The following is a 23,524-nucleotide window of genomic DNA, read 5'->3' on the forward strand; positions in this document are numbered from 1 at the left end:
TTGTGCATACTGTGTAAGTTTTTGCTGTGGAATGTTTAAGTTATCTATTTTTGATTAAAAATTCACCTAAGATGAACAGGCAAAAACAACAATAGCTGAGGACAAACAGATGGCCATTGCAAAAGTGGTAGAAGTCAATTCAAGCAGTGCGAAAAGTTTTGAAGATGCGATTCAGACAGGGATCGCAAAAGTCACTGAGACGGTGAAGAATGTTCAAGGTGCTTGGATCAATGAACAAAAAGTGGTGATTAAGGACAACCAAATTGTAGAATATCGGGTCAATCTTAAAATTAGTTTCTTGGTCGATTAAACATAAATCCATTTTTTTTAACCTATAAAAAAATCCCCGCAGGCCGGGGATTTTCTCATCTATAGATAGGGCTCAGTTAAGGTCTGAAACCAGTATCCTTATGATTATTTGGGTGTTTCACAAGACTCATCGGAACACTGTGCCGCATTATTTTCTTCTGCTGGCATTTGTGCTTTTTCAAGGACTTGTAAAAAGACTTCACGCGGCTGTGCACCCGCTAAAGCCACACGTTGATCGAAAACAAAGAAAGGTACACCCGTTACTTTCAGTTGTTCACGCGCCACTTCTTGGTCAAACTTCACGAAATCTGCGTATTCGTCAGAATCCAGCACATCATCTACTTCAACTGGGTTTAAGCCAATACGAGAGGCCACGTCTTCAATGGTTTCACGTTCACCAATCGGTAAGCCTTGCGTCATATAGCTAAAGAAAAAGGCTTCTTTAGCTTCATTGCCTAAACCATGGCTTTGAGCAAGGTGAATAATACGGTGTGCATTGAAACTGTTGCCTGAGTTGGCATTTTCCCAGTTAAATTCAATGCCTTCTTCCGCAGCCATTTTGGCAATATTACGTTGCATCTCTTCAACTTCAGCCACTGTGCGACCATATTTTAGTGCGAGACGTTCTGAGTTCGAAATTTCTTGGCGTACTGGTGCATCTGGATCCAGTTCAAAACTGTGCCAATGCACTTCCAATTCCACACCAGCCTGTTCAGCCGCCGCTTCTAAACGTTTTTTGCCAATATAACAAAAAGGACAAACAACATCTGACCAAATATCTACACGCATGCGATTTCTCAAAAATAGTAAAAAGAGCAACTAAGGAAATGATGGGGATGAGTTATAAAATTTAAAGCAGGGCCATTAAAAAAAGCTGTTTCGCTATGGATTCAATCAGTTGAATCTTCTGGGCTTGACCGTTTATCTGACAACTACGCAGCACAAAGATCGAAAAATATACAATAGGGTTAAGACGCTCAGTGTGAGCATGTCTTTTTATATCTCTTATCGTTTGGGATTGTTTTATGAAATTTTTAAATTCTCTTCCGATTTTTTGTTGCGCTCTTCTTATGCCGACTTTGCTGCAAGCCAATGGGGAGATCGTGAGTCTACCGACTTTTAAAACCATGGCGGAATCAGAGCTACGTGCTGAAACGGGCGTGATTCCTTATCAACAGGATGAAAATATTCGTAAAGCCTTGCAGCACCGCATTGTTCAGTTACAGGATGATGCACAGTCTTTTGTGGTCGATCCGACTATCACTCAAAACATCGATATTTTGCCACCTGCGGTCACAGCAGATCTAAATTCTGTGCCACCTTTGTTACGTGAGCATGTCTTAAACATCGCCGCTGGTTTGCAGTCGTCTAATCCAACTGAAGGTTTGTATATCATGTTGCAGCCGTTTGGCATTGACCGTAATGCGACCAATGTACAAATTACCCGTGAACAAATTTCGATTGGGCAGATTGATCGGAATTTTATGCAAGGGATTCAACAGAATAGTCAGCAGCCGAGAATAGCTCCAGCGAAGTAACACGTCCTTATTTGTTTATCGCCAGTACATTCCTCATCGACTTGGGGAAGGTACGGCCGTAGGGTCTTAAAAGATAGATAACATGTTGAAATATTGATCATGTACCTATATTTGCTATGATGAAAAGAAATGAAGAGGAAGCTGAACATGCGACGTATCGTGTTGATTTTAGTTCTTGCGACCAGTGCCGTTTTTGGTTGGATGTTTTATCAGTATTCTCAACAACAAAAAGAGCAGCAGCAGCTACAAAGCTATGAAACGGTGCTGTATGAAAAGACTGAACAAATTTACAAACAAGCTCAAGATTGGACCACACCAATTCAAGTCGATGTAAAAGACCCACGTCTGACAGGTGACTATCAAATTATGGCGGAGTTTGTGCTCAGTCATATGCTGCAAAATACCGAAGCGCGTAATCAATATCTGCGAGATTTAAAAGCCTTAAATTGGGATCAGTTTCTAAATATTGACCGATTAAGCAAAGACAAAAAGAACAATTATGCTGAAACTGAGCAAATGCTGAAAAACGTACATGCCGTTGTTGAGAGCTATGCACAGCAAGTTGAACAACGTCAAAAAGATGCCATTGCTCAGGCCAAAGATTTAGCAATATCTTCGCGGTTCCGCCATCAACTGACCGACAGCATGAAAGCCAGTGAAAAAAGCCATGAAGCTATCCGCCTGTTTAGTCTTGAACAGCAGAATTTAGCCAAAGCGGATCAAATTTTCTTGGTGCTGAAAAATAACCAATGGGAAAAGAAAAATAACACCTTTATGTTTTATGAAGATGCACCACTACAGCAGTTTAATGCGCTGTATAAAGAGATTTTGGCACTGAATAGCCAAATGCAGCAGGTCGAAAAACAGACACAAAAAGAGGTAGAACAGAAGTTATAACACCGTGCAAAGATGACAGTCTTGTAAGCGGGCTGTCATCTGTTGTTCAAAATTGGCTGCTAGAGTAAAAGCACATAACGATGACGACTTTTCAGTGCAGGCAGGTGAGTCATGAGAACCATACACGTTTTTGATGATATTCAGCATGTGTATAGTGAGTTTGTAGAAAATAAAAACTATCCAAAATTAGAACGTTTAAGCAACTGGGGGAAGAATCGTTTTTTCTTCAACCAATATTTCAAAATGATCGAAGACTGGCACCACACCGAACAAATCGTGATTCAGTTCAACCAACAGTACTTCAGTCTAGATACGGGCAGCGCGCCTGACTTTATGGACAAAGAAAAGTATATGGCTTGGTTGATGGGCGAGCTCTTAATTTAAATCCTTCACACAACAGTACAGCGCCTGATTCGTTTTAGGCGCTGTACTTTTATTGTCTTAATCAAAAATTTTATCGGCGGCTTGGAACGGTAGGCTGACCACATCAATTGCGACGGCAAAAGGTAGCAGCACTAATTTTTCAAAAGGATTCATGCCTGACTTCGATTTATAACTTTCCTCTTGGTGGGTATAAATGCTCACCTGATAAGGCTTACTCAAAGCTTTTAACGACGCTAAATTGTTCGCGGCAGGGTAAACTACACCTGCCAGTTTGATCTCAAAACAGAAACGCTGTGCAAACATGCGTTCATCACTGGAACTTGAACATTCCTTCGCGCCATTTTCAATAAAAAATTCCAGATCTTTTTTGCTGATGTCTTCTTTGAGCTTCACATAAGATAATGGCAATGTCCCTGTAAAATGACCATCATTCTTTTCTGAATAGAAACTTAGTGCTCGGGTCACTTGAATATTCTTCGGATCCAGTTTCCCAATCAAGCTGACAAATTGAGGCCCACCTTGGGTCAATACATAACTTTTTTGTTGGCCTGCAATCACTAAACTATGCGCAGGTAAATTCGGTAGAGGCTGAGCAGGTTTGCCAAAAGCCACCACTTGGTCTTCGATTAAGGTCACTTTGTTGGTAAGGGTATAGGTTTTATTGTCTTTGGTCATCAGGGTTTTGGTGGCACAGCCTGTGAATAATGTTCCCATGACGCCTAAGCAAATGATGGTTCTTAAAGGTGATGCAAACATCGATAGACTCCGAATCATTTGAAATATAGTTAAGCTGAATTTTTATTGTCTTTAAGCCTATCATTAAAATGTTCAAAAAGGCGTCAAAGCTCAAAAGTTTAACGTCATGAAAGTTCTATGAGTCGCTCAATGCAGGGGAGCGACAGATTTTATTTCTTACACATCTGTAGTTTTTAGTCACTGAATGAATGTTCATTTGAGTCTGAACTGGCTATGATCATACAAGCGTTCAATAATAAAAGATGGATTAGCAAATACGTCATAACAAAGGTGGGAATCGGCTGATGCAAGACTTGATTTGTTATAAAGAACTTCCTGTGTGGACTGCGCAGACCATTCCGCAAGGCTTTAAAAATCAACACAATACCAAAGCGGGCACGTGGGCAAAGCTAAAGATTTATCAAGGTGAGCTGAGTTTTGCTTTTCTAGATGAGGCAGGTCAAGTGCAATCTGAACATCTATTTACCCCTGAGCAACAGCCACCGTTTATTGAGCCTCAAGCATGGCACAAGATTGTTTCGACCAGCGACGACATAGAGTGTCAACTACAGTTTTACTGTACTCCGCAGGATTATTTTAATAAGAAATATCAGCTTTCACCCACGCATTCAGAAATTTTGGCGGCTACGCCGTATTTACACGGTGGTCGGGCTTTGGATGTCGGCTGTGGACAAGGGCGAAATTCGCTGTACTTAAGCCAGCAGGGCTTTGAGGTGGATGCTTGGGATGTGAATCCGCAAAGTTTGCAAAAATTACAGCAGATAATAGATGCCGAAGGTATTCAAAAGATTCATCTGCAACAGCGTGACCTCAATGCTGACCCAAGCATTACCAGCACATACGACTTTATTTGCTGTACGGTGGTGATGATGTTTTTAGAGGCCTCAACAGTGAAACCATTGATTGCGCAGATGCAGCAAGCCACAAATGTAAATGGATTTAACTTGATCGTCTGTGCGATGGATACCGATACTATTCCTGCGCAGGCTGAATTTCCTTTTGCGTTTAAAGCAGGAGAGTTAAGTGCGCTATACGATGGCTGGAACATTGTGAAATACAATGAAAATGTAGGTGAGTTACATCGAGTCGATGAGCAGGGCAATCGGATTAAGCAGCATTTTGCGACCTTGTTGGCACAGAGGATATAAATTAATCAAAATTTAATGTAATTTTTGATTTAAAATTATTTGCTAAAATTTATTAAATTAGATTTCTTTTCGACATAAAAATTGTGCGTCATATATTGACGTCTTATCAGATAGACGACCTCTATTATTGAATTAAATAGGCTATTATGGACACACCTGAGAGTAATGAATATCTGATCCAAGACATTTCTGAATTTGATTCAGATTCTTTAGAACAATTAGGGACAAAAAGTAAGTTTTGGTATGTAAATGAAGATATAGAATATCTTTTTAAAAGTGTTACATCTAATACTGGCGAGCGCTTAGGTGAAGATTGGGCTGAAAAAATAGCGTGTGAACTTGCAGAGTTATTAGGATTACCTCATGCTCATTATGAATTGGCTATACATAAGGGGGTACGGGGTGTTGTCACGAAGAACTTTATTAATAAAAATTTTGCCCAACGTTCTGAATCACTTACAGCCGGTAATGAGTTACTACAAGAACATGTTTCTCAATTGGGGGGCGAAAATCCTAATATTCAATATGTAGAGCATGTTTTTAAAGTGATGAAAAATAATGTTAAAGGAAAGCCGATCGGCTTTTCGAGTTTTCATAACATTAAGACAGCAAGTGAGTTTTTTGTTGGTTACTTAATGTTTGATGTTCTGATTTCAAATCAGGATAGACATAATGAAAATTGGGGAATGATTATAACTTCTAAAGGTGTTACTCATTTAGCACCTAGTTATGATCATGGTGCTAGCCTAGCAAGAAATGAAAGTGATAAAACACGTCAAATTAGACTTGAGAGTAGGGATCAAGGCCAACAAGTTCCTAATTATGTAAGAAAGGCTAAATCACAGTTTCAAGACTCTTCTACGAATAAGCGCCTAAAGTTGATTGAAGCTTTTAGACGTTATGCTTTAATGGAAAAAGTTGCAGCATTGGCATGGTTGGATAGGTTAAATCAGATTGAAGATACTCAAATTTGGATAATTATTGATAAAGTTCCAAGTTTGTTAATGTCTAATATTTCAAAACAATTTACTTTCCAATTGCTTATTTGCAATAGAGATAATTTGTTAAAAATGTACAATGAATTTAGTGAAGGTGTTTAAGGTGAAATTGTCATGATGAAGAATGTTTTCGTGTTATGGCAGGATTCAGCGGATACAAGAATGTGGTATCCAGTGGCTAAATTAACTCAGAAATCTGACCTGGAATATGTTTTTAAGTATACGAAAGGCTCTGATCATAAAAATTTTACTTATTTTCCTAGTATGGAAAATAAGTTAGAGGAATATAAGTCAGATAAATTGTTCGCCTTTTTTAAAAACCGTTTAATTCCTGAAAGCCGACCAGAGCACGATAGTATGTTTGAATGGTCTGGATTGTCTGCGAATTCTAAAGACTACTTGGAATTACTAGCTATTTCTGGTGGAGAAAAAAAGACAGATCACTTTAGAATTGTGAACGTACCCCAAAAAGTGAATGATTTTTATCGAGTAAAGTTTTTTATTAGTAGTATTAACTATTTAACTTCCAGTGAAAAACAGTCATTGAAGCAGGTCAATATTGGTGATGAATTAAATTATCAATTTGATAATGTGAATACTATTGATGCTGATGCTACTATTTTATTGAAAGATGAGCAGATTAAAGTTGGTTATCTGCCACACTATTTATGTAAGGATCTTAAAAATTTACTGAATTTTATTGATAGGGATAAAGTTAAATTTACTGTTCTAAAGGTAAATTCCGACGCTCCTGTACAATTTAGAGTCTTATGTGAAATGAATGCTGTATGGCCTGATAGTTTTCAACCGTTTAGTGATGATGATTTTAGGATTCTATAAAAAGAAACCCCGCAATAAGCGGGGTTCTTTTTATCTCAGTATTTAACTAAACATTAAACACGTTCGATAATGGTTGCGATACCTTGACCCAAACCGATACACATAGTCGCAAGACCAATTTGCGTATCTTGTTGTTCCATTACGTTCAACAACGTGGTTGTAATACGTGCACCAGAACAACCCAATGGGTGACCCAATGCAATCGCACCACCATTTAAGTTAATGATGTCTTGCTTCTCATATATGCCTAAACCTTTCATGGCCGATAAGCCCTGAGCAGCAAACGCTTCGTTTAACTCGATGGTTTGAATATCCGCCATGGTGAAACCTGCGCGTTTAAGCGCTTTTTGCGTTGCAGGTACTGGACCATAACCCATAATCGCAGCATCACAGCCTGCAACCGCCATAGAGCGAATGACAGCACGTGGCTTAAGACCTAAAGCTTGAGCACGTTCAGCAGACATCAACAACATTGCAGATGCACCATCAGACAAAGCTGAAGAAGTCGCAGCTGTTACTGTACCGCCTTTCGGGTCAAATACAGGACGTAAACCTTTGAATGCTTCAAGGTTTGCATCTGGACGAATCACTTCATCGATATCACAAAGGATTTTGAAGCCATTTGCATCATGACCTTCAACACCTACGATTTCGTTTTTGAAACGACCTTCTTGCGTTGCAGCCCAAGCGCGGCGGTGAGATTCAACACCGAACGCATCTTGTTCTTCACGCGTAATGCCGTTCATACGACCTAACATTTCAGCCGTTAAGCCCATCATGTTAGACGCTTTTGCATAGTGTTTAGACGCTTCTGGGTTCAGGTCGATGCCGTGCATCATCCCGACATGGCCCATGTGCTCAACACCACCGATGATGAATACATCACCTTGATTGGTTGCAATCTGTGCAGCAGCGGTGTGAAGCGCTTGCATAGATGAACCACACAAACGGTTAACTGTTTGACCTGCCACAGTTTTTGGAAGGTCAGCCAATAAACCAATGTTACGGCCAATGTTCATACCTTGTTCTAAAGTCTGGTTTACACAGCCCCAGATCAGGTCTTCAACTTCATTGGTGTCAAACTGGTTACGAGCAACTAAAGCACGAACCAATTCAGCCGATAAGCTGTCAGCACGTACATTGCGGAACATACCGTTTTTGGTTTTACCCATTGCTGAACGTACGCCATCAACGATGACAACGTCACGTGGATTTAAAGTAGCCATTCACGTTGCTCCTTAACCGTAGAATTTTTTGTTGTTAGCAGCCATGTCACGCAACATTTGTGGCGCTTCATAAGCCTTACCTAAGTGTGCGTATTTGTCGCAAAGGGCAACGTATTCAGCAACACCTGTTTGGTCGATGTAACGGCATGGACCACCACGGAATGGAGGGAAACCTACACCCATGATCATCGCCATGTCTGCTTCAGAAGCAGTCGCGACGATGTTGTCTTCTAGGCAACGAACAGTTTCGTTACAGAAAGCAAGCATCATACGGTCAATGATTTCTTGAGCATCAAACTCGCGTTTTTCCGCAGTTGCCACAGTAGCAACAAGCTCATACGCAGTAGGATCAACCACTTTGGCTTTTTTGCCTTTACGGTCAAGTTCGTATTTGTAGAAACCAACGTCGTTCTTTTGCCCCAAACGTTTGTTTTCGTACATGATTTCGATTGAACCTTTGAAGTCTGGCTTCATGCGGTCAGGGAAACCTTCAGCCATCACTTCTGCACCATGAACGCCCGTGTCGATACCAACAACGTCGATTAGGTAAGCAGGACCCATAGGCCAGCCGAATTTTTCCATCACTTTGTCGACTTGTTGGAAGTCAGCACCGTCTTTCAATAGAAGGTCAAATGCACCGAAGTAAGGGAACAATACGCGGTTTACAAGGAAACCTGGGCAGTCGTTCACAACGATTGGTGTTTTACCCATCTTCTGAGCAAGAACTACAGTGGTCGCAATCGCTTCAGCCGAAGTCTTCTCACCACGGATCACTTCTACCAAAGGCATCATGTGTACTGGGTTAAAGAAGTGCATACCCACGAAGTTTTCAGGACGTTGTAGGTTTTCAGCCAAACGTGTGATTGAAATTGTTGAAGTATTTGAGGCAATGATTGTGTTGTCACGAACATTCTTCTCAGTTTCAGCAAGTACAATGCCTTTTACTTTTGGATTTTCAGTTACTGCTTCAATCACGATGTCCACTTCTTTAAACTCGTCATAGCTTAAAGTTGGACGGATGCGCGCAAGCGTTTCACCCATTTGAGCAGGTTTCATCTTCTTACGTTCAACTTGTTTGGTCAGTAAGCCATTGGCTTCTTTCATACCCAAAGCAAGTTGTGGATTACCAATGTCTTTCATGATGATTGGTGTGCCTTTGCTTGCCGCTTGGTAAGCAATACCACCACCCATGATACCCGCGCCTAGAACAGCCGCTTGGTTGACAGGGTGCGCACCTTTTTCATATTTCTTCGAAGTTTTCTTCACCACTTGGTCATTGATGAATAGACCAATTAATGCACCTGCTTGTGGTGTAATCGCTGCTTTTGCAAAACCAGCTGCTTCAGCTTGCAGTGCTTCATTACGTGGAAGGCTTGCACCGGCTTGTAATGAGTCAAGAAGAAGTTTAGGCGCAGGGTATTGAGCAGGATTTGCTTTTGCAAGTACCGCACCTTTTGCCGAGTTGAACGCCATCATTTGTTCGATTGGGTTCAATTTAACTGGGTCAAGTTTTTCTTGGCGTTTTGCTTTCCAGTCTACACGGCCAGCAAGGGCTTGTTTAACCAAGTCAATTGCAGCGTCTTGGAGTTTGTCGGCAGCAACAACCGCATCAACCGCACCATCTTTCAGTGCAGCAGCTGGTTTTTTAGGATTAGCCATGGCCATCCATTCAACTGCATTGTCGATACCAATTAGACGGCTTAAACGAACCGTACCACCGAAACCAGGGAAGATGCCCAGTTTGATTTCAGGAAGACCGACTTGAGCCGCTTCTGACATCACACGATAGTCACACACGAGACACATTTCAAAGCCACCGCCCAATGCCATACCATTGATCGCTGCAACTTTAGGAATCTCTAAATCTTCAAACGCGTTGAAGATGTCGTGAACAGGCAATGCCCAATCCACAATCGCTTGTTCGCCTTGAGCGAAGTTTGCACCAAATTCAGTAATATCTGCGCCAACGATAAATGTAGATTTAGCCGAAGTAACGATTAAGCCTTTGATGTCACCGTTTGCTTTAACAGCGTCAATTGCAGCTTTGAAATCTTCAATCGTTGCACGGTTAAATTTGTTGACCGACTCACCTTGTAAGTCAAAGCGGAATTCTGCAATTCCGTCCGAAAGCATTTGGACGGTAATGGCATTGCCAGCGTGGATCATGCCTGATCTCCTTTATTTTGGAGGACTTCTAAGTTGATGTTGTGAAGCGAGTACGTCATTCCTACGTACATCTATGCTCCGCCAATCTTACGATAACTATATCGAAAAAGAACATAACAAGTTGTATCAAGCCGTGACGCAAGGGTCATCTATTTTTATTCAATTATTTCGTGTGCTTGCGTGATGTATTTTTGAATGATGCGGCCTAAATAGAGTGAAGTTTTTGTTTCATTTAAGATTTTTTATGGATGAGTGGTTAAAAAATGATTAGACGGCGTCCTTATATTTCAAGTCAATCTTTGTGCCGATTTTGGCAATTTAGTCAATGCTGCACTTGCAGGTAAACCCAAACAGAATGAAAACTTGTGATGAAAAGCTGGAAATAGGACGTACTTTGCAGCCTATGTTACAATTCGCAGTCTAGACCGAATACCGGTCTTTTTCTTTTTCTTTTATTTCGTTTTCTTTGGTTTCCAGGTTTTCATATGATTAAGTGGATCATTCTGGCGATTTTTATTCTTTCTGCACTTTATATTCAGCAACGTGGGAAGGTTCGTCACTCGTTTTATCGTCAATTTTTCGATCACTCAACGATTCTTGCGCCGATAAACTACCTCATGTACATGTTTTCAAAGGTGCCGAATCAGCCATATATCGACCCCCAGCATTTTCAAGACTTAAAAGTGTTGGATGAAAACTGGGAAATGATTCGTGATGAAGCAAAAGCTTTATATGAAAAAGGCGGAATTAAAGCATCGAGCAGTTATGATGATTTGGGGTTTAACTCCTTTTTCAAAACAGGATGGAAGCGTTTTTATCTGAAATGGTATGACTCTGCGCATCCGTCAGCCGCTGAACTTTGTCCAAAAACGACGGCGTTGCTGAAAACCTTGCCGACCATTAAAGCCGCGATGTTTACTGAACTGGCACCAGACAGCCGTTTGGTTCGTCACCGTGACCCTTATGCGGGTTCATTGCGTTATCACTTGGGGCTGATCACACCGAACGATGACCGCTGCTTTATTGATGTGGATGGTCAGCGCTATTCATGGCGCGATGGTGAAAGTGTGGTCTTTGATGAAACTTATATTCACTATGCCGAAAACACCACTGATCAAAACCGCATTATTTTCTTTGCTGATGTCGAGCGTCCTTTAAAAACACGCTTTATGCAAAAGTTTAACCATTGGTTTGGTAAAAAAGTGATGACCGCTGCCAGTTCTCCAAATGAAGCAGGGGATCAAACGGGTGGGCTGAATAAAGTCTTTGGTTATGTCTATCAAGTGCGGATCAAAGCCAAAGCTTTGAAGAAAACCAACCGTCAATTGTACTACTTCTTAAAGTGGTTCCTGATGCTCGGAATTTTCTTTTTGATCTTTGTTCGGCCTTATGTGTTTTAAAGCACATTAAGCGCCCTGAGGGGCGTTTTTTATTTGGGCAGAAAAGGGGGAAGCCTATCTGCCCTTTTGATTTTTCTATTTATTTCAAGGCTCACAGTGGATTCGAACCACGTATGGCTTTATGCTTTATCCAGTTAAAACTAAAAACAACATGAGCGCGTATCTGTGTCATTTTTAAGATCGCAACTTATAATTTAGATAAAGCATGAGGTTTCAAGGTGCAAAAGTTTCGTTCGAAGATGGACTGGTGGTTTTTGGGGTTTATTATTGCGATGTCAGGCCTGTTGGCCCAATTGATTTTGACCACCTATGGCAAAGGCATTTTGATGCAAAATCTTTTGTTCGTTGTGGTCTATGCTTTGACTATTGTTTTGCTGTGGTGGCCGCTGTGGAGTACCCGCTATGTGGTCGATCAGGAGCAACTGACAATTCGCAGTCTCTGTTTTAAGTGGATCATTCCCTTAAGCGCGATACAGTCGGTTTCTGAAACAGATAATTCCATCAGTTCACCAGCCTTGTCCTTAGATCGTCTAAAGATTGAATACTTGAAACAGGGCCAAACCAAAACCATTTTGGTGTCGCCGAAAGACAAAGTCGCGTTTAAAGCTGCGTTAAAATTGTCATAAATACAGTCTTAGGCAAGTTGTATGCTTTACGGGACTAAGCGAGTGAAAGCCTTGCTCAAATATGCCGTGAGGACTAAAGTAAAATAAACTTGAGTTCTGTTCATCCCACAAACCTCCACATGCAAAACGTCTACTTGCCGTTGAAGGATATGCTTATGAAGTCGTATCAATTGAGTCCGACACAAATTCAAACTTTAGTGCCGCATATGGGGAGTTGTATCGCATCAGATATGATTACGGTGCAAGGCCTAAAAGTGGCTTATATGTACCGTGAAGAAGCACAATCTAGCGATGAAAGTGGTTGGGTGTTTTTATCGGGTGAAGAAGGAGATGACTATATTGAAGACCCTGAAAATTTAGGCCTTTATGAGGTCAATGTGATTGCCAATTATGATGCGGACATCATTGCTCACTTAAATGCACCTGCGGGAAGTCACTTTGCCCGCAATGAACAAGGTGTGTTTGAACGGATCGACTTTGAAGCAATGGATCTGGAGTAAGCCTTCAATCTCAGTATCAATGTCTTTTACCAGCGGACTGGTTTTGAAACGCACTAGCAATAAGCTTGAAATGTGTCAGATCTGCCCAATCTAAAAGACAGATCAAAGGCTAAGCCTAAGCAGAACAGGTGACGGCGAGCCGAGAAAATTAGGGAACCCTGTGAACGAAAACGCACGAGAACATATCGAAAAAATTTTAGCCAATATGACCACACTGCCGGGCGTTTATCGCATGCTCGGCAAAGACGGTGAACTGCTGTATGTGGGCAAAGCGAAAAATTTAAAAAATCGTGTCTCGAGTTATTTTGTCAAAACTATTGAGCACCCGAAGACGCAGGCTTTGGTAGCACGTATTTATGACATCGAAACCTTAGTCGTTCGTTCCGAAACTGAAGCACTGCTGCTTGAACAAAACCTGATTAAGCTGCACCGTCCTCCGTATAACATTATGCTCAGGGACGATAAATCCTATGTGTATATCTTTGTCTCTGCCGACAAACCGTATCCACGGATTGCATCGGGTCGGGGCAAAGGCAAACACCAAGTTGGTAAGTTCTTTGGGCCCTATCCGAGTGCTTATAATGCACGGGATACTTTGTTGGTTTTGCAAAAACTGTTTAATGTTCGTCAGTGTGAAAATAGCTATTTTTCACAGCGTAAGCGTCCTTGTTTGCAGTATCAAATCAAACGTTGTTCAGCGCCATGTGTGGGACTCATTAGCCCTGAAGAGTATAAAAATGATGTCGATAACTCGATTCGTTTTTTACAAGGGGACACCAAAGAGCTGAATCAAGAACTGATTGCGAAAATGGAGCAAGCGGCCGAAGCCCTAGAATTTGAAAAAGCGGTGTTTTACCGTGATCGTATGGCATTACTGCGGGATGTCCAGTCACAACAAGCTATTTATAAGCTCAAAGGCGAGGCAGATATTTTAGCGATTGCTTATCAGGCAGGGGTGACCTGCGTGCAGATTATGCATGTGCGCAACGGCAAAATGCTCGGAGGTAAAAGTTATTTTCCAGATATGCTCGGAGATAATTTGGGGCAAATGCTGGCTGACTTCATGGCGAACTTTTATTTCCAAGTGGCAGATGAAGTACCCAGTGAGTTGATTGTAAATGTTGAATTGCCCGATCGAAAAGAACTGGAACAAGCGTTACAACAACAGTTTGATAAGAAAGTACAGATTAAACATAGCGTGCGTGAGACACGTGCAGAATGGTTAGAGCTGGCACAGATGAATGTGCAGCATGCGATCAAAGGACAATTGGCCAATCACTTTGAACTGAATGAGCGTTTCCATCAACTTGAACAAGTGGTGGGGCGTCCGATTGATCGGATCGAATGTTTTGACATCTCACATACCATGGGTGAAGAAACCGTGGCTTCGTGTGTGGTATTCGACAGTGGTGGCATTCGTAAGCGCGATTATCGTCAGTTTTCAATTCAAGACATTACCGCTGGTGATGACTATGCCGCAATGCGTCAAGCGCTGACTCGTCGTTATAAAAAAGCTATGCTGCCTGATTTACTGCTGATTGATGGTGGCAAAGGGCAGTTGCATATGGCGATGGAAGTCATGCAAGAGCTGGGTTTAGAAGCCTTTATGGTTGGGGTGTCAAAAGGTGAAGGGCGTAAACCGGGCCTTGAAACCTTACACTTTACCGATGGAACTAAAATTCAGTTGCCTGAAGATCATAAAGCGTTGCATTTGATACAACAGGTACGTGATGAGGCACATCGGTTTGCGATTACTAAACACAGGGCTAAACGTGATAAAAAACGGGGTTCATCGATTTTGGAAGTGATTCCGGGGTTGGGGCCGAAACGCCGCCGCGATTTATTGACGCACTTTGGCGGGATTCAAGGGGTGTTAAAGGCCTCCGAAAAAGACTTAATCAGAGTCCCCGGTTTGGGTGAAGTGATGGCCCGTACTATTTATAAAGTTTTGCATGAATAGAACAGCATCTACTGCGATGGCAAAAGTGCTTATTGACCCATGGGTCATTGATCATTCACATTGGTTGAATTGTGTTGTAAAGATATAGACGGAATTTAAAACAAGGATGCCACATGTCGCTTCAACACAGTTATCAGGCTTTAGCAGAACAAGAATGGATTGATATTCCTACAGGCTGGTTACAAGGACGCACGATTTATGGGGGACTGGTCGCAGGTTTAATGATGCAAAAAGCATTGTCGACTCTTGCCGATGACACGAAGCATTTACTCAGTTGTAGCGTGACTTTTGTTGGCCCAGTACAACAGGCCAAAGTTCGTTTAACCAGCGAGATTCTACGTCAAGGCAAGTCGGTTACCACCTTGGAAGTACGCTTATGGCAAGATGATGCAGTTCAAAGCATTTTAGTGGCAAGCTTTGGGACACAGCGTGAATCGAGTATCCATGTGCATCAAGAACCTGTAGCGCCAGCGTTTCCATCGGTTGATGGTCTTACAACAGCACCGCATCACCCGCTTGCACCTGAGTGTTTTAAGCAGCTGGATATGGTTTGGGTCACAGGGCAGTATCCGTGTACAGCCAGCCCAAAGCCTGACTTTTCTGGCTGGTATCGCTTTAATCCAGACTTACATGAAAATCGAGACATGACCGTAGCCGACCTCATGGTGTCGATGGACATTTGGCCACCAGGGGTGCTACCGATGTTTAAAAGTATGGCACCTGCCAGTTCGCTAACATGGCATTTGACCTATGTGCATCCGCTGAAAAATCAGTTACACGATTGGATGAAATACCACGTTGAAACGCAATATGCTGCGGATGGATATTCCACCGAAGCCGCCTATTTGTGGGATGATCAGAATCGTTTAATTGCAATTTCACGTCAAACAGTTACCGTGTTTGCCTAGTGACACCTTAGGTCAATTCGTATAAAGTGGGCGCTATTAACGATGGATTAAACCTCAAAAAAGTGTGCATTTTCATCGTACATGAGGGAAACAACGGGCGGTGTTTATGACTACAGGTCGCATCCTGAATATTCCTAATATCTTGACCTTGGCGCGTATTGCCTTAATTCCGGTCTTTTTGTTGGTGGCCTATTGGCCCCCTGTAATGGGTATCGCTGAACAAGCGGTAAGTATGTCTCGTCATATTTTGTTGACGTCTATTTTTGTCGTTGCAGCGGTGACAGATTGGTTCGATGGTTATTTGGCGCGGACTTTAAATCAGACCTCTGCATTTGGGCGTTTCTTAGACCCAGTTGCGGATAAATTGATGGTGGCAGCGGCACTGATCGTGTTGGTACAGTGGAAACCTGAAATTTCGATGGCATTTGCGGCGATTGTGATTATTTCCCGTGAAATTACGGTGTCAGCACTGCGTGAATGGATGGCGGAATTAGGTGCGCGTACTAATGTAGCCGTGTCTACGGTCGGGAAATATAAAACCGCTTTTCAAATGATTGCGATTACCGTGTTCTTACTGAATTGGCAGCCGCTTGAAATGTTGGCTTATGCATTGTTGTATACCGCAGTAATTTTGACTTTATGGTCGATGTTTATTTATCTCAAAGCGGCTTGGCCTTACTTAAAACAGCCTTGATTGTTAGATTTTTAAGAAGCTCCTGCGGGAGCTTTTTTTGTGTTTGAAAAGATTAACTATGCGTTTCTTACTCAGTATCATCTTCAAAAGTCTTGGCAATTTTTTCAATATTGAGGCTCTTGGCCATGGCATCGAAAATTTCCTTATAGACCCCATCCTGACGGTACAGTGCTTCATGTTCCCCATGTTCTGCAATACAGCCTTCCTTCATGACATAGGTATAATCGGCATCGATAATTTGTGACAAACTATGCGAAATAATAATCACCGTTCGCCCTTGTTTGATCTCATCGAGGCTCTGTTTAATTTGCTCGCTAGCAATCGCATCGAGGCTGGCGGTTGGTTCATCGAGAAAAATAATCGGTGGGTTTTTGAGGAACATCCGTGCCAGCGCAATGCGTTGTTGTTGCCCGCCTGAAAGCATCAGTGCATCGGATTGGTAAGCTGCGGGGAGCTGCAAAATTTGTTCATGAATAGAGGCTTTTTCTGCGGCAGCATACACTTCTTCATCACTGGCATTGATTTTTCCATAGCGAATATTGTCTAAAATACTGCCTTGGAAAATGTGATTTTTCTGTAAGACGAGGCCAATGTGATCGCGTAAATAGGCGGTGTCGATGTCTTGTAAATCAATTCCATCGAGTTCAATTTTTCCTGCTTCGGGCTGATAAAATTTATCTAATAGGCTAATTAGGGTCGATTTTCCTGCACCCGATAAACCGACCAACGCTGTAATTTTGTTGGGTCGAATTTCCATGTTGATTTGTTTTAAAGCGTGATGACCATTGGGGTAGAAAAAATCGACATTCTTTAGGCTGAATTTTCCCTGAATGGCGGGTTTGAGTGCACCACTTTGCTCGATTTCATCATCTGCTTCTAAAATTTTAAAAAAGCTTTCCGCATAAATCATTGCATCATTCACTTCATCATAAATACGGTGCAATGAACGAATGGGTGCGGAGACATTATTAAACAGCAAAATATGAAACATGATCATGCCAATGCTCATTTGTCCATCGAGCACAAAGTACGCCGTGAGGATGATGATCAGCACAATCCCGATTTGTTCAATAAAGGTCTTTAAGCCATCAAATAAAAAGCTGAGTTGACGCGTTTGCATCTGGTTATCGGTCAGTGCTTTTTGCAATTTCAGTTGTTTAGTCGATTCAATGGACTCTCGGTTAAAGGACTTAATCACGCTAATCGACTGGATAATACTGAGAATGCCTTGGCTCTTTTTTTCACGGCCATCACGCAGGTTGCGCCGCCATCCGCCCAGTTTTTTAGCTTGTTGGAAGGTCAGCCAAAAGTAAATTGGGATAATACTGGTCGCCACTAAACCGACGTAGAAGTTGGCATAGTACATCAGCCCCAGTGCCACAATGGCACTGCTAAAAAGTGGCAAAATATCGATAAAAAAGATTTGTACCAGACGGGTCAGTGAACCAATGCCACGGTCAATTCGCGTTTGTAGCTTACCCGCTTGGTTTTGATCGGCATTAAAAAAAGCCAAACGGTAGCTGAGAAATTTTTCGATAATGCTTTGCGCCAAGTCTTGCGATACCAGAATGCGGAGCTTTTCCCCATAAAACTTTTGACCAAACTGCACCAAGGCACTGATGATTTCTTTACTGAGTAAAATCACAGAAATGGTGATCAAAATATGTAGGCCTTCGGTCAGTCCTTGGCCTTGTTCGACCAGACGGTTGATACTGTCGACGGCATATTGCAAAGTCAGAGCATTAACCTGCGCGGTGAAGGAGCCAATCAGCGTCAGGATCAAGGTCGCAATCACCAATATCCGATAGGGACGGACAAAGGGGCGAAGCTTTTGAAACAACTGCCAAAGGTTCATACATGCTTCTTTTTATTGTGAAAGTTCACATGAGTGTATGCATAAGGAGGCTAGGCGACAAGCTGTGACTTTGTTTTGATTTGTGTCGTTCTAAATTCAGTTAAACTGTTTGCAGAGGAGGAAAAGTCATGACCTTAGATCTGTTTAGTCCTGAACCGCAAGCAAACTTGCTCCCATTTGATGGGCAGGTGCAGGACTTGGGCTTGATTTTAACGGCAGAGCAAAGTGCGAAATATTTGGATTATTTTTTAGCACATTTGGCATGGCAACCTGACGAGGTCGTACTGTATGGCAAACGTTATGTCACGGAACGAAAAGTGGTGTGGTATGGCGATGCCGAGTACCAATATCACTATTCGGGCAGTGCCAAGCAAGCACTGTTATGGCATCCCGCTTTGTTTCGTTTAAAACAACATATTGAGCAATTGGTGGGACATCCATTTAACTCATGTCTAGCTAATTTATATGAAAATGGTAGCCAAGCCGTGGGCTGGCATAGTGATGATGAGCCTTCACTACGTTCGCCGCAGCAAGAAAATGTGGTGATTGCCTCACTCAGTTTTGGTGCAACCCGTAAGTTTTGCTTTAAGCACAAGTTTAAACAGGAAAAAGTCGAGCTGATGTTGCACAGCGGGCAATTAATCGTGATGCGTGGACAGACCCAGCGCTACTGGAAACATGCTTTGATGAAATCCAGCAAAATCACTGAGCCACGTCTGAATTTAACCTTTCGCTATTTCTATCCAGCGCCTCAAAGCTAAGTTGAGTTAAGCCTCAATATTATGCAATAGATGGCATTTCTGTTCGATCTGTAAGGCGCTATGTCTTAATATTTCAACCATTTTTTTCAGATCCACAAATTCAAACCGATTTTTTGAAGCCAATAAGGTCAGTGCCAACGGTGTATCTTTGGGTGAAAATTTGACAGGTACAGACAGACTGGCAAGGTTGGGGTCAAACTCGCCATTGGAAAAATAATAGCCCTGTTTCTTAATTGCTTTCATTTTCTGTAAAAATTCATCTTGGCTCGCAGCAAAATTGACCTCGGCCAGTTGAGCTGAAAATTTTTGATAATATTCAATAATTTTAGCTTTGCTGAGCTGTGAAATGACCACTTTAGGCGATGAACCCAAATACACGGGACGTGGGCAACCACGCCCGTAAGAAAATAACTCAAGGTCTTTAAACACTTCACCATATAGGTCAATACAGTGCTCTGCGTTGAGCTGAGTGAGGATACAGCAAAACTCCGTTCGCTCAACGATGTCTTGCATAAAAGGAATGCTGATTTGTAAGAGTGGGTCTGTGGTTCGAGAGATATAGTCCAAAACGGCAATCTGAGAGCCTAAAGTATAGTCACCACTGGTACCACTTAAGCGCTGTAAAAGTCCTGCGGATACCAATTCCTTTAAATAGCGATAACTGGTGGGCTGTGATAGTCCCAGTTCGGCACTGATGATATCGACATTGATAATCGGGCGTGACACAGAAAAGAGGTCTAAGACAGTGAGAATTTTACCGAAACTTGAAAGTGCCATAAGAACCTACTTAGTCAAAATAAATGCCATTTGAACGACAGTTACTATATAACAAAAACCCTAGACTCGACATGGCTTTCGTTCTGGGCGCATGGCTTTCGTGGACTTTTATCAGCATTTGTAATGCAATAAAAAGGGTGAAATATGATCTTAAAAATATGTAAATTATCATATTAAGATATTTTAATTGACAAAAATCCCTATTTTTGGAAAAATTATCATTGCAAATGTCTTTTAATGAATAATGCTTTTGTTATTTATTGAGCTATTTCTTTCCTTTCAACATGGCGCTGTCTTTGACCATTTCTGTAAAAGACTTCATTTATTGAATTATTTTTTCATCCGTCTTCGCATGAGGTGAGGACGAAGTGATGCTGTTTGTCTGAGCAATGCTGTGTGGAAGAATTGTTTAAATGTTGTCATTCAGCGCATTTAGAGATGAATTTATGTTCCTCACCAAACAGTTACTCGCATTCCGTCCAAATAAATTGGACTGGATTTTTGCGACGAAAACCTTTTTGGCAGGCATGCTTTCACTTTATGTCGCATTTTCATTAGATTTGGCTTATCCCATTTGGGCGATTGGAACCGTCTTCGTCATCGCAAACCCCTATGCGGGTATGACCTCCTCAAAAAGTCTTTATCGGGTGTTGGGAACGTTGCTGGGAGCGATTGTTTCGATTGCAGTCACGCCAAACCTGATCAACACTCCAGAATTGTTCACGTTATTTTTAGCCACATGGGTCGGGTTTTGTCTATATTTTTCATTGTTGGATCGGACGCCGCGTAGCTATATTTTTATGTTGGCGGGCTATACCACGGTCATTATTTGCTACAACATTGTGTATAACATTGAAACCACTTCCATGTTTGATATGGCGATTGGGCGCTGTATTGAAATCACGGTGGGAGTACTGTGTAGTGCAGTGGTGAATGCGGTACTGTTTCCCATGCATATTGGTCCCGTAGTCAAAACCCGTGTTTCACAGACTTTTCAAGACACCCGAGCGGTTTTTGATCAGATCCTGACAGATGATGTTAAGGCCATTAATTACAGCACTACGCTTAGTCATATCACGCGGGATATTGCCGATATTCATGTGATGGCCGTGCACTTGAGCTATGAAAAATCGACCTTGCAGGGCATGACCAAACCGCTCCAAGAAATGCTGCATCAACTCAGTATGTTGGTGACGAACTTGGTGGCCATGGCCGAACGAATTCAGCAGTTAGATCACATTGACGCATGCTACCGTCCAGCTTTAGAAAAGGCGCATGCAGAGATTGTAAAATTTTTACAAAGTGATCAGGTCATTTTAGAGCAGGACTTAAACCAGCCACCTGAGCAGTTTGAGTCGAGTTTTCAAGCCGTGTTTGACAGTGCCTTGCCACAGCAGCAAGTCATGTTGGCCAGTTTAAAAATGGATGTGCGTCATTTCACCCAAAATATACGTGCTATTAAGTTGATTTGGCAGCGTATCCAACAGGGAGATGACAGCTTACCCGCAATCGTGACCCCAATTAGTACAAACTATCCCAACTTACATCGAGATCATGGCGTAGCTGTGCGTGGCGGCATTTCAGCTTTTATTGTGGTGCTTGTGGCGACTGGCTTTTGGATTGTCAGTGGTTGGAAAGCGGGTTTTATGATGGCAGAGATGGCCGCTATTTGTGCCTGTATTCTGACCAGCATGGACAATCCTGTTCCTGCCTTAAAAATCTTTATCCGTGCCAGTCTATATGCGGCGATTATTGTCTTTATTTATGCTTATGGCATCTTTCCGCACATTAGTGCTTTTTGGATGTTGGCTGTGGTGTTGGCCCCTTTTTGTATGTACTGTCTGATGCTGTTTTTACATCCACCACTCACAGGTTTGGCGTTACCTTTGATAATGGGTGTGGTCATGGGCTTAAACCTGCAAAACCGTTATCACCTTGACCAAGTGATGTTTTTTGATGCATCGATTGGGACGGTGCTTGGTCCCATCATTTCTGTCTATGTGATTCACTTGGTGCGTGCGATGTCGCCGGACATTACCGCCAAGCGAATCCTGTCTTTACATTATAAAGCGATACGACAAGCGCTTTACTTGCCTTATGGGGTGGAATTTAGAGTGCATTTGCGCAGTATGTTGGATCGGATAGGCGTACTGAATACCAAATTGGTACAGTCCGATCGTTTGAAGCAAAAAATCAATTTGGCCCTGATTGAATCCAGTGCGGTGATTGATTTAACTCGGGTGCAAGAATTGATTGAAAAAATGCCTATGCAGGCCTCTATCACGCTTCATCTACAAGAACTACAAAGCCAAATGGATGCTTATTTTCACGCGAAAGAATTAGACCATAGCGACCTACAGGTCAGACAACAAATTTTGGACAAAATTCAGATCATTCAGGCCGAGCTTATAGAGCTGGAAGACCTAAGTATTGCTCGGCGTTTGCAAGTTTCACTGAATAATATTCAAAGCAGTCTTTGTCATGCGACATGGGATGAAATGTCTCAAGTCCGTTTGCTGGGAGCATAACGATGGGTGAACTTAATATCTATGGTGTGTATGTGCCAGTTTTGGTCATTCAGGCGGTATTGGCTTACATCGTATTGCGGTTACTCATGCGGGTGACCGATCCTTGGGTCGACAAAGGCTGGATTTTTTTACCCAGTATTTTTTATTTATGCCTCTACATTACTGTGCTTGGCGTAGTCCATTGGGGTTTTATCGTGAGCTTTGCCTAAGCGCACATCTGATTGAAATGAATGAGGTAAAAGAAATGGCATCCTTTGATTGGCGTAAACTGAGCCGTCCCATCACTTTAGTGCTGATTACGGGTATCGCGATCGCGGTACTCGTGCATCTTTGGCATTATTATAATGCTGAACCGTGGACACGTGATGGGCGGGTTCGTGGCGATGTGATCCAAGTGTCTTCCGATGTTTCAGGCTTAGTCACTGAAGTTTTAGTGCATGATAATCAAAGCGTCAAACAAGGGCAGGTGCTGTTTAAAATTGATGTTGCACGTCAGGCGCTTGATGTGGAACAAGCCAAATCAGACTTGGCTAAAGCCAAAGCCAGCTTGGCCGCCGCCGAAGCGGAGCTGTTTCAAAGCAAAGCCAATTTGACCAAATCACAAGCCAATAGTCACTTGGCCGATAAAAATGCAGAACGCTATGCCAATTTGATGGATGGTGCTATTTCAAAGCAAGAACAAGATCAGATGTTTGCCGTACGAGATCAATCACATGCCGAACATGAACAAATGCAAGCGGCGATTCAGCAGGCCAAAGCCAATATTGCGCAGCAACAGGCGTTAATCGATGTAGCCACCAGTAATTTACATTTGGCTGAATTAAACCTGAACCGCTCCGAAGTCGTAGCACCAGCCGATGGCACACTGTCTAATTTTGAGATGAAAGCAGGGAATTATGTCAAAGTAGGGCAAGCGGTAGCGGCGCTATTAGATCGCTCGCAGCTTTATGTGGTCGGTTATTTTGAAGAAACCAAGTTAAATAAAATATATTTGGGTGCGCCCGCGACTGTACAGTTGATGGGCGACTCAAACATCTTAAAAGGGCATGTACAGGGGATTGCTTCAGGCATTGAAGATCGTGAACGAACTACAAGTACAGGTTTATTGGCCAATGTAAACCCAACCTTTAGTTGGGTGCGTTTAGCGCAGCGCGTTCCTGTGAAAATTGCACTGGATGATATTCCGAAAAATGAATTGGCCTTTGTCGCGGGGCGAACCGTGACAGTACATATTACCGAGTCACAGCACTAAA

23 protein-coding genes are annotated in these 23,524 nt (G+C 42.3%); 17 read left to right on the forward strand and 6 right to left on the reverse strand.

The window, feature by feature from the left end:
* Positions 1-109 precede the first annotated feature (109 nt).
* A complete protein-coding gene (locus HUK62_RS02795; protein WP_004978694.1) occupies positions 110-310 on the forward strand; it encodes a dodecin family protein in 201 nt (66 codons plus the stop codon).
* A 104-nt stretch (positions 311-414) separates the two neighbouring features.
* On the opposite strand, the gene HUK62_RS02800 is transcribed toward HUK62_RS02795, so the two are convergent.
* Entirely contained in the window at positions 415-1,098 is a 684-nt protein-coding gene (locus HUK62_RS02800; protein ID WP_078425769.1) for a DsbA family oxidoreductase, read from the reverse strand.
* A 236-nt stretch (positions 1,099-1,334) separates the two neighbouring features.
* Here HUK62_RS02800 and HUK62_RS02805 point away from each other — a divergent pair, with 236 nt between their 5' ends.
* From HUK62_RS02805 to HUK62_RS02815, 3 genes are all read left to right on the forward strand, one after another.
* Positions 1,335-1,847, forward strand: a complete 513-nt coding sequence (locus HUK62_RS02805; RefSeq protein ID WP_176537030.1) for a hypothetical protein — start codon at positions 1,335-1,337, stop codon at positions 1,845-1,847.
* Between the two features lie 147 nt (positions 1,848-1,994).
* Positions 1,995-2,744 carry a hypothetical protein gene (locus tag HUK62_RS02810; RefSeq protein ID WP_176537031.1) on the forward strand — a complete coding sequence of 250 codons (750 nt, stop codon included), beginning with the start codon at positions 1,995-1,997 and terminating at the stop codon, positions 2,742-2,744.
* 111 nt (positions 2,745-2,855) lie between these two features.
* On the forward strand, positions 2,856-3,128 hold the full coding sequence (locus tag HUK62_RS02815; protein ID WP_005400961.1) for a hypothetical protein: 273 nt from the start codon (positions 2,856-2,858) through the stop codon (positions 3,126-3,128).
* 57 nt (positions 3,129-3,185) lie between these two features.
* On the opposite strand, the gene HUK62_RS02820 is transcribed toward HUK62_RS02815, so the two are convergent.
* Complete coding sequence (locus HUK62_RS02820) at positions 3,186-3,884, reverse strand: hypothetical protein (RefSeq protein ID WP_176537032.1); 699 nt, start codon at positions 3,882-3,884, stop codon at positions 3,186-3,188.
* A gap of 284 nt (positions 3,885-4,168) precedes the next feature.
* Here HUK62_RS02820 and tehB point away from each other — a divergent pair, with 284 nt between their 5' ends.
* The 3 genes from tehB to HUK62_RS02835 all read left to right on the forward strand — a co-directional run bounded on the left by tehB (position 4,169) and on the right by HUK62_RS02835 (position 6,870).
* Positions 4,169-5,032, forward strand: coding sequence for an SAM-dependent methyltransferase TehB (gene tehB, locus HUK62_RS02825; RefSeq protein WP_176537033.1), 864 nt, complete (start codon positions 4,169-4,171; stop codon positions 5,030-5,032).
* A 146-nt stretch (positions 5,033-5,178) separates the two neighbouring features.
* On the forward strand, positions 5,179-6,132 hold the full coding sequence (locus HUK62_RS02830; RefSeq protein ID WP_176537034.1) for a HipA domain-containing protein: 954 nt from the start codon (positions 5,179-5,181) through the stop codon (positions 6,130-6,132).
* Positions 6,133-6,144: 12 nt separating this feature from the next.
* Entirely contained in the window at positions 6,145-6,870 is a 726-nt protein-coding gene (locus tag HUK62_RS02835; protein ID WP_176537035.1) for an HIRAN domain-containing protein, read from the forward strand.
* A gap of 53 nt (positions 6,871-6,923) precedes the next feature.
* Here the strand turns inward: HUK62_RS02835 and fadA are convergent, their stop codons facing one another.
* Together fadA and fadB are read right to left on the reverse strand one after the other, a co-directional pair.
* Positions 6,924-8,096: an acetyl-CoA C-acyltransferase FadA gene (fadA, locus tag HUK62_RS02840; protein ID WP_176537036.1), complete on the reverse strand. Its 1,173-nt coding sequence runs from the start codon at positions 8,094-8,096 to the stop codon at positions 6,924-6,926.
* A gap of 12 nt (positions 8,097-8,108) precedes the next feature.
* On the reverse strand, positions 8,109-10,262 hold the full coding sequence (gene fadB, locus HUK62_RS02845) for a fatty acid oxidation complex subunit alpha FadB (RefSeq protein WP_110975682.1): 2,154 nt from the start codon (positions 10,260-10,262) through the stop codon (positions 8,109-8,111).
* A gap of 485 nt (positions 10,263-10,747) precedes the next feature.
* Between fadB and lpxO the strand changes: the two genes are divergently transcribed.
* From lpxO to pgsA, 6 genes are all read left to right on the forward strand, one after another.
* The gene (lpxO, locus tag HUK62_RS02850; RefSeq protein WP_176537037.1) at positions 10,748-11,662 is read left to right on the forward strand and encodes a lipid A hydroxylase LpxO; all 915 of its coding nucleotides are present in this window, start codon (positions 10,748-10,750) and stop codon (positions 11,660-11,662) included.
* Positions 11,663-11,880: 218 nt separating this feature from the next.
* The gene (locus tag HUK62_RS02855; protein ID WP_176537038.1) at positions 11,881-12,288 is read left to right on the forward strand and encodes a PH domain-containing protein; all 408 of its coding nucleotides are present in this window, start codon (positions 11,881-11,883) and stop codon (positions 12,286-12,288) included.
* 155 nt (positions 12,289-12,443) lie between these two features.
* Positions 12,444-12,788 (forward strand): DUF2185 domain-containing protein, encoded by a 345-nt coding sequence (locus tag HUK62_RS02860; RefSeq protein WP_078390040.1) that lies wholly within the window; start codon positions 12,444-12,446, stop codon positions 12,786-12,788.
* A gap of 160 nt (positions 12,789-12,948) precedes the next feature.
* Positions 12,949-14,748 (forward strand): excinuclease ABC subunit UvrC, encoded by a 1,800-nt coding sequence (gene uvrC / locus HUK62_RS02865; protein WP_176537039.1) that lies wholly within the window; start codon positions 12,949-12,951, stop codon positions 14,746-14,748.
* Between the two features lie 113 nt (positions 14,749-14,861).
* Positions 14,862-15,656, forward strand: coding sequence for a thioesterase family protein (locus HUK62_RS02870; RefSeq protein ID WP_176537040.1), 795 nt, complete (start codon positions 14,862-14,864; stop codon positions 15,654-15,656).
* Positions 15,657-15,762: 106 nt separating this feature from the next.
* Positions 15,763-16,350 (forward strand): CDP-diacylglycerol--glycerol-3-phosphate 3-phosphatidyltransferase, encoded by a 588-nt coding sequence (gene pgsA / locus HUK62_RS02875; protein WP_004692729.1) that lies wholly within the window; start codon positions 15,763-15,765, stop codon positions 16,348-16,350.
* Between the two features lie 67 nt (positions 16,351-16,417).
* Here pgsA and HUK62_RS02880 read toward each other — a convergent pair whose 3' ends face one another.
* Positions 16,418-18,205 (reverse strand): ABC transporter ATP-binding protein, encoded by a 1,788-nt coding sequence (locus HUK62_RS02880; protein ID WP_176537041.1) that lies wholly within the window; start codon positions 18,203-18,205, stop codon positions 16,418-16,420.
* A 128-nt stretch (positions 18,206-18,333) separates the two neighbouring features.
* Between HUK62_RS02880 and HUK62_RS02885 the strand changes: the two genes are divergently transcribed.
* Positions 18,334-18,966, forward strand: a complete 633-nt coding sequence (locus tag HUK62_RS02885) for an alpha-ketoglutarate-dependent dioxygenase AlkB (protein ID WP_176537042.1) — start codon at positions 18,334-18,336, stop codon at positions 18,964-18,966.
* A 6-nt stretch (positions 18,967-18,972) separates the two neighbouring features.
* Here HUK62_RS02885 and HUK62_RS02890 read toward each other — a convergent pair whose 3' ends face one another.
* Positions 18,973-19,743: an IclR family transcriptional regulator C-terminal domain-containing protein gene (locus tag HUK62_RS02890; protein WP_004692725.1), complete on the reverse strand. Its 771-nt coding sequence runs from the start codon at positions 19,741-19,743 to the stop codon at positions 18,973-18,975.
* A gap of 446 nt (positions 19,744-20,189) precedes the next feature.
* Between HUK62_RS02890 and HUK62_RS02895 the strand changes: the two genes are divergently transcribed.
* Genes HUK62_RS02895 through HUK62_RS02905 form a run of 3 tightly spaced genes read left to right on the forward strand, consistent with a single transcriptional unit; the run spans position 20,190 to position 23,523 of the window.
* Positions 20,190-22,271, forward strand: coding sequence for an FUSC family protein (locus HUK62_RS02895; protein WP_176537043.1), 2,082 nt, complete (start codon positions 20,190-20,192; stop codon positions 22,269-22,271).
* Between the two features lie 2 nt (positions 22,272-22,273).
* A complete protein-coding gene (locus HUK62_RS02900; protein ID WP_004692723.1) occupies positions 22,274-22,480 on the forward strand; it encodes a DUF1656 domain-containing protein in 207 nt (68 codons plus the stop codon).
* Between the two features lie 35 nt (positions 22,481-22,515).
* Positions 22,516-23,523, forward strand: a complete 1,008-nt coding sequence (locus tag HUK62_RS02905; protein ID WP_125273381.1) for an HlyD family secretion protein — start codon at positions 22,516-22,518, stop codon at positions 23,521-23,523.
* Position 23,524 lies beyond the last annotated feature (1 nt).

This window comes from Acinetobacter sp. NEB 394, from assembly GCF_013374795.1.
In the GTDB taxonomy this organism is placed as follows: Bacteria; Pseudomonadota; Gammaproteobacteria; order Pseudomonadales; family Moraxellaceae; genus Acinetobacter; species Acinetobacter johnsonii.

What these genes read in the sequence shown, in the direction of transcription:
- HUK62_RS02810 (WP_176537031.1), top strand. Translation starts at nt 1,995, where the DNA reads ATGCGACGTATCGTGTTGATTTTAGTTCTTGCGACCAGTGCCGTTTTT.
- HUK62_RS02890 (WP_004692725.1), bottom strand. Translation starts at nt 19,743, where the DNA reads ATGGCACTTTCAAGTTTCGGTAAAATTCTCACTGTCTTAGACCTCTTT.
- HUK62_RS02905 (WP_125273381.1), top strand. Translation starts at nt 22,516, where the DNA reads ATGGCATCCTTTGATTGGCGTAAACTGAGCCGTCCCATCACTTTAGTG.
- HUK62_RS02830 (WP_176537034.1), top strand. Translation starts at nt 5,179, where the DNA reads ATGGACACACCTGAGAGTAATGAATATCTGATCCAAGACATTTCTGAA.
- HUK62_RS02900 (WP_004692723.1), top strand. Translation starts at nt 22,274, where the DNA reads ATGGGTGAACTTAATATCTATGGTGTGTATGTGCCAGTTTTGGTCATT.
- HUK62_RS02860 (WP_078390040.1), top strand. Translation starts at nt 12,444, where the DNA reads ATGAAGTCGTATCAATTGAGTCCGACACAAATTCAAACTTTAGTGCCG.
- HUK62_RS02795 (WP_004978694.1), top strand. Translation starts at nt 110, where the DNA reads ATGGCCATTGCAAAAGTGGTAGAAGTCAATTCAAGCAGTGCGAAAAGT.
- HUK62_RS02895 (WP_176537043.1), top strand. Translation starts at nt 20,190, where the DNA reads ATGTTCCTCACCAAACAGTTACTCGCATTCCGTCCAAATAAATTGGAC.
- HUK62_RS02805 (WP_176537030.1), top strand. Translation starts at nt 1,335, where the DNA reads ATGAAATTTTTAAATTCTCTTCCGATTTTTTGTTGCGCTCTTCTTATG.
- tehB (WP_176537033.1), top strand. Translation starts at nt 4,169, where the DNA reads ATGCAAGACTTGATTTGTTATAAAGAACTTCCTGTGTGGACTGCGCAG.
- HUK62_RS02800 (WP_078425769.1), bottom strand. Translation starts at nt 1,098, where the DNA reads ATGCGTGTAGATATTTGGTCAGATGTTGTTTGTCCTTTTTGTTATATT.
- fadA (WP_176537036.1), bottom strand. Translation starts at nt 8,096, where the DNA reads ATGGCTACTTTAAATCCACGTGACGTTGTCATCGTTGATGGCGTACGT.
- HUK62_RS02880 (WP_176537041.1), bottom strand. Translation starts at nt 18,205, where the DNA reads ATGAACCTTTGGCAGTTGTTTCAAAAGCTTCGCCCCTTTGTCCGTCCC.
- HUK62_RS02885 (WP_176537042.1), top strand. Translation starts at nt 18,334, where the DNA reads ATGACCTTAGATCTGTTTAGTCCTGAACCGCAAGCAAACTTGCTCCCA.
- HUK62_RS02835 (WP_176537035.1), top strand. Translation starts at nt 6,145, where the DNA reads ATGATGAAGAATGTTTTCGTGTTATGGCAGGATTCAGCGGATACAAGA.
- HUK62_RS02815 (WP_005400961.1), top strand. Translation starts at nt 2,856, where the DNA reads ATGAGAACCATACACGTTTTTGATGATATTCAGCATGTGTATAGTGAG.
- HUK62_RS02820 (WP_176537032.1), bottom strand. Translation starts at nt 3,884, where the DNA reads ATGTTTGCATCACCTTTAAGAACCATCATTTGCTTAGGCGTCATGGGA.
- lpxO (WP_176537037.1), top strand. Translation starts at nt 10,748, where the DNA reads ATGATTAAGTGGATCATTCTGGCGATTTTTATTCTTTCTGCACTTTAT.
- fadB (WP_110975682.1), bottom strand. Translation starts at nt 10,262, where the DNA reads ATGATCCACGCTGGCAATGCCATTACCGTCCAAATGCTTTCGGACGGA.
- HUK62_RS02870 (WP_176537040.1), top strand. Translation starts at nt 14,862, where the DNA reads ATGTCGCTTCAACACAGTTATCAGGCTTTAGCAGAACAAGAATGGATT.
- pgsA (WP_004692729.1), top strand. Translation starts at nt 15,763, where the DNA reads ATGACTACAGGTCGCATCCTGAATATTCCTAATATCTTGACCTTGGCG.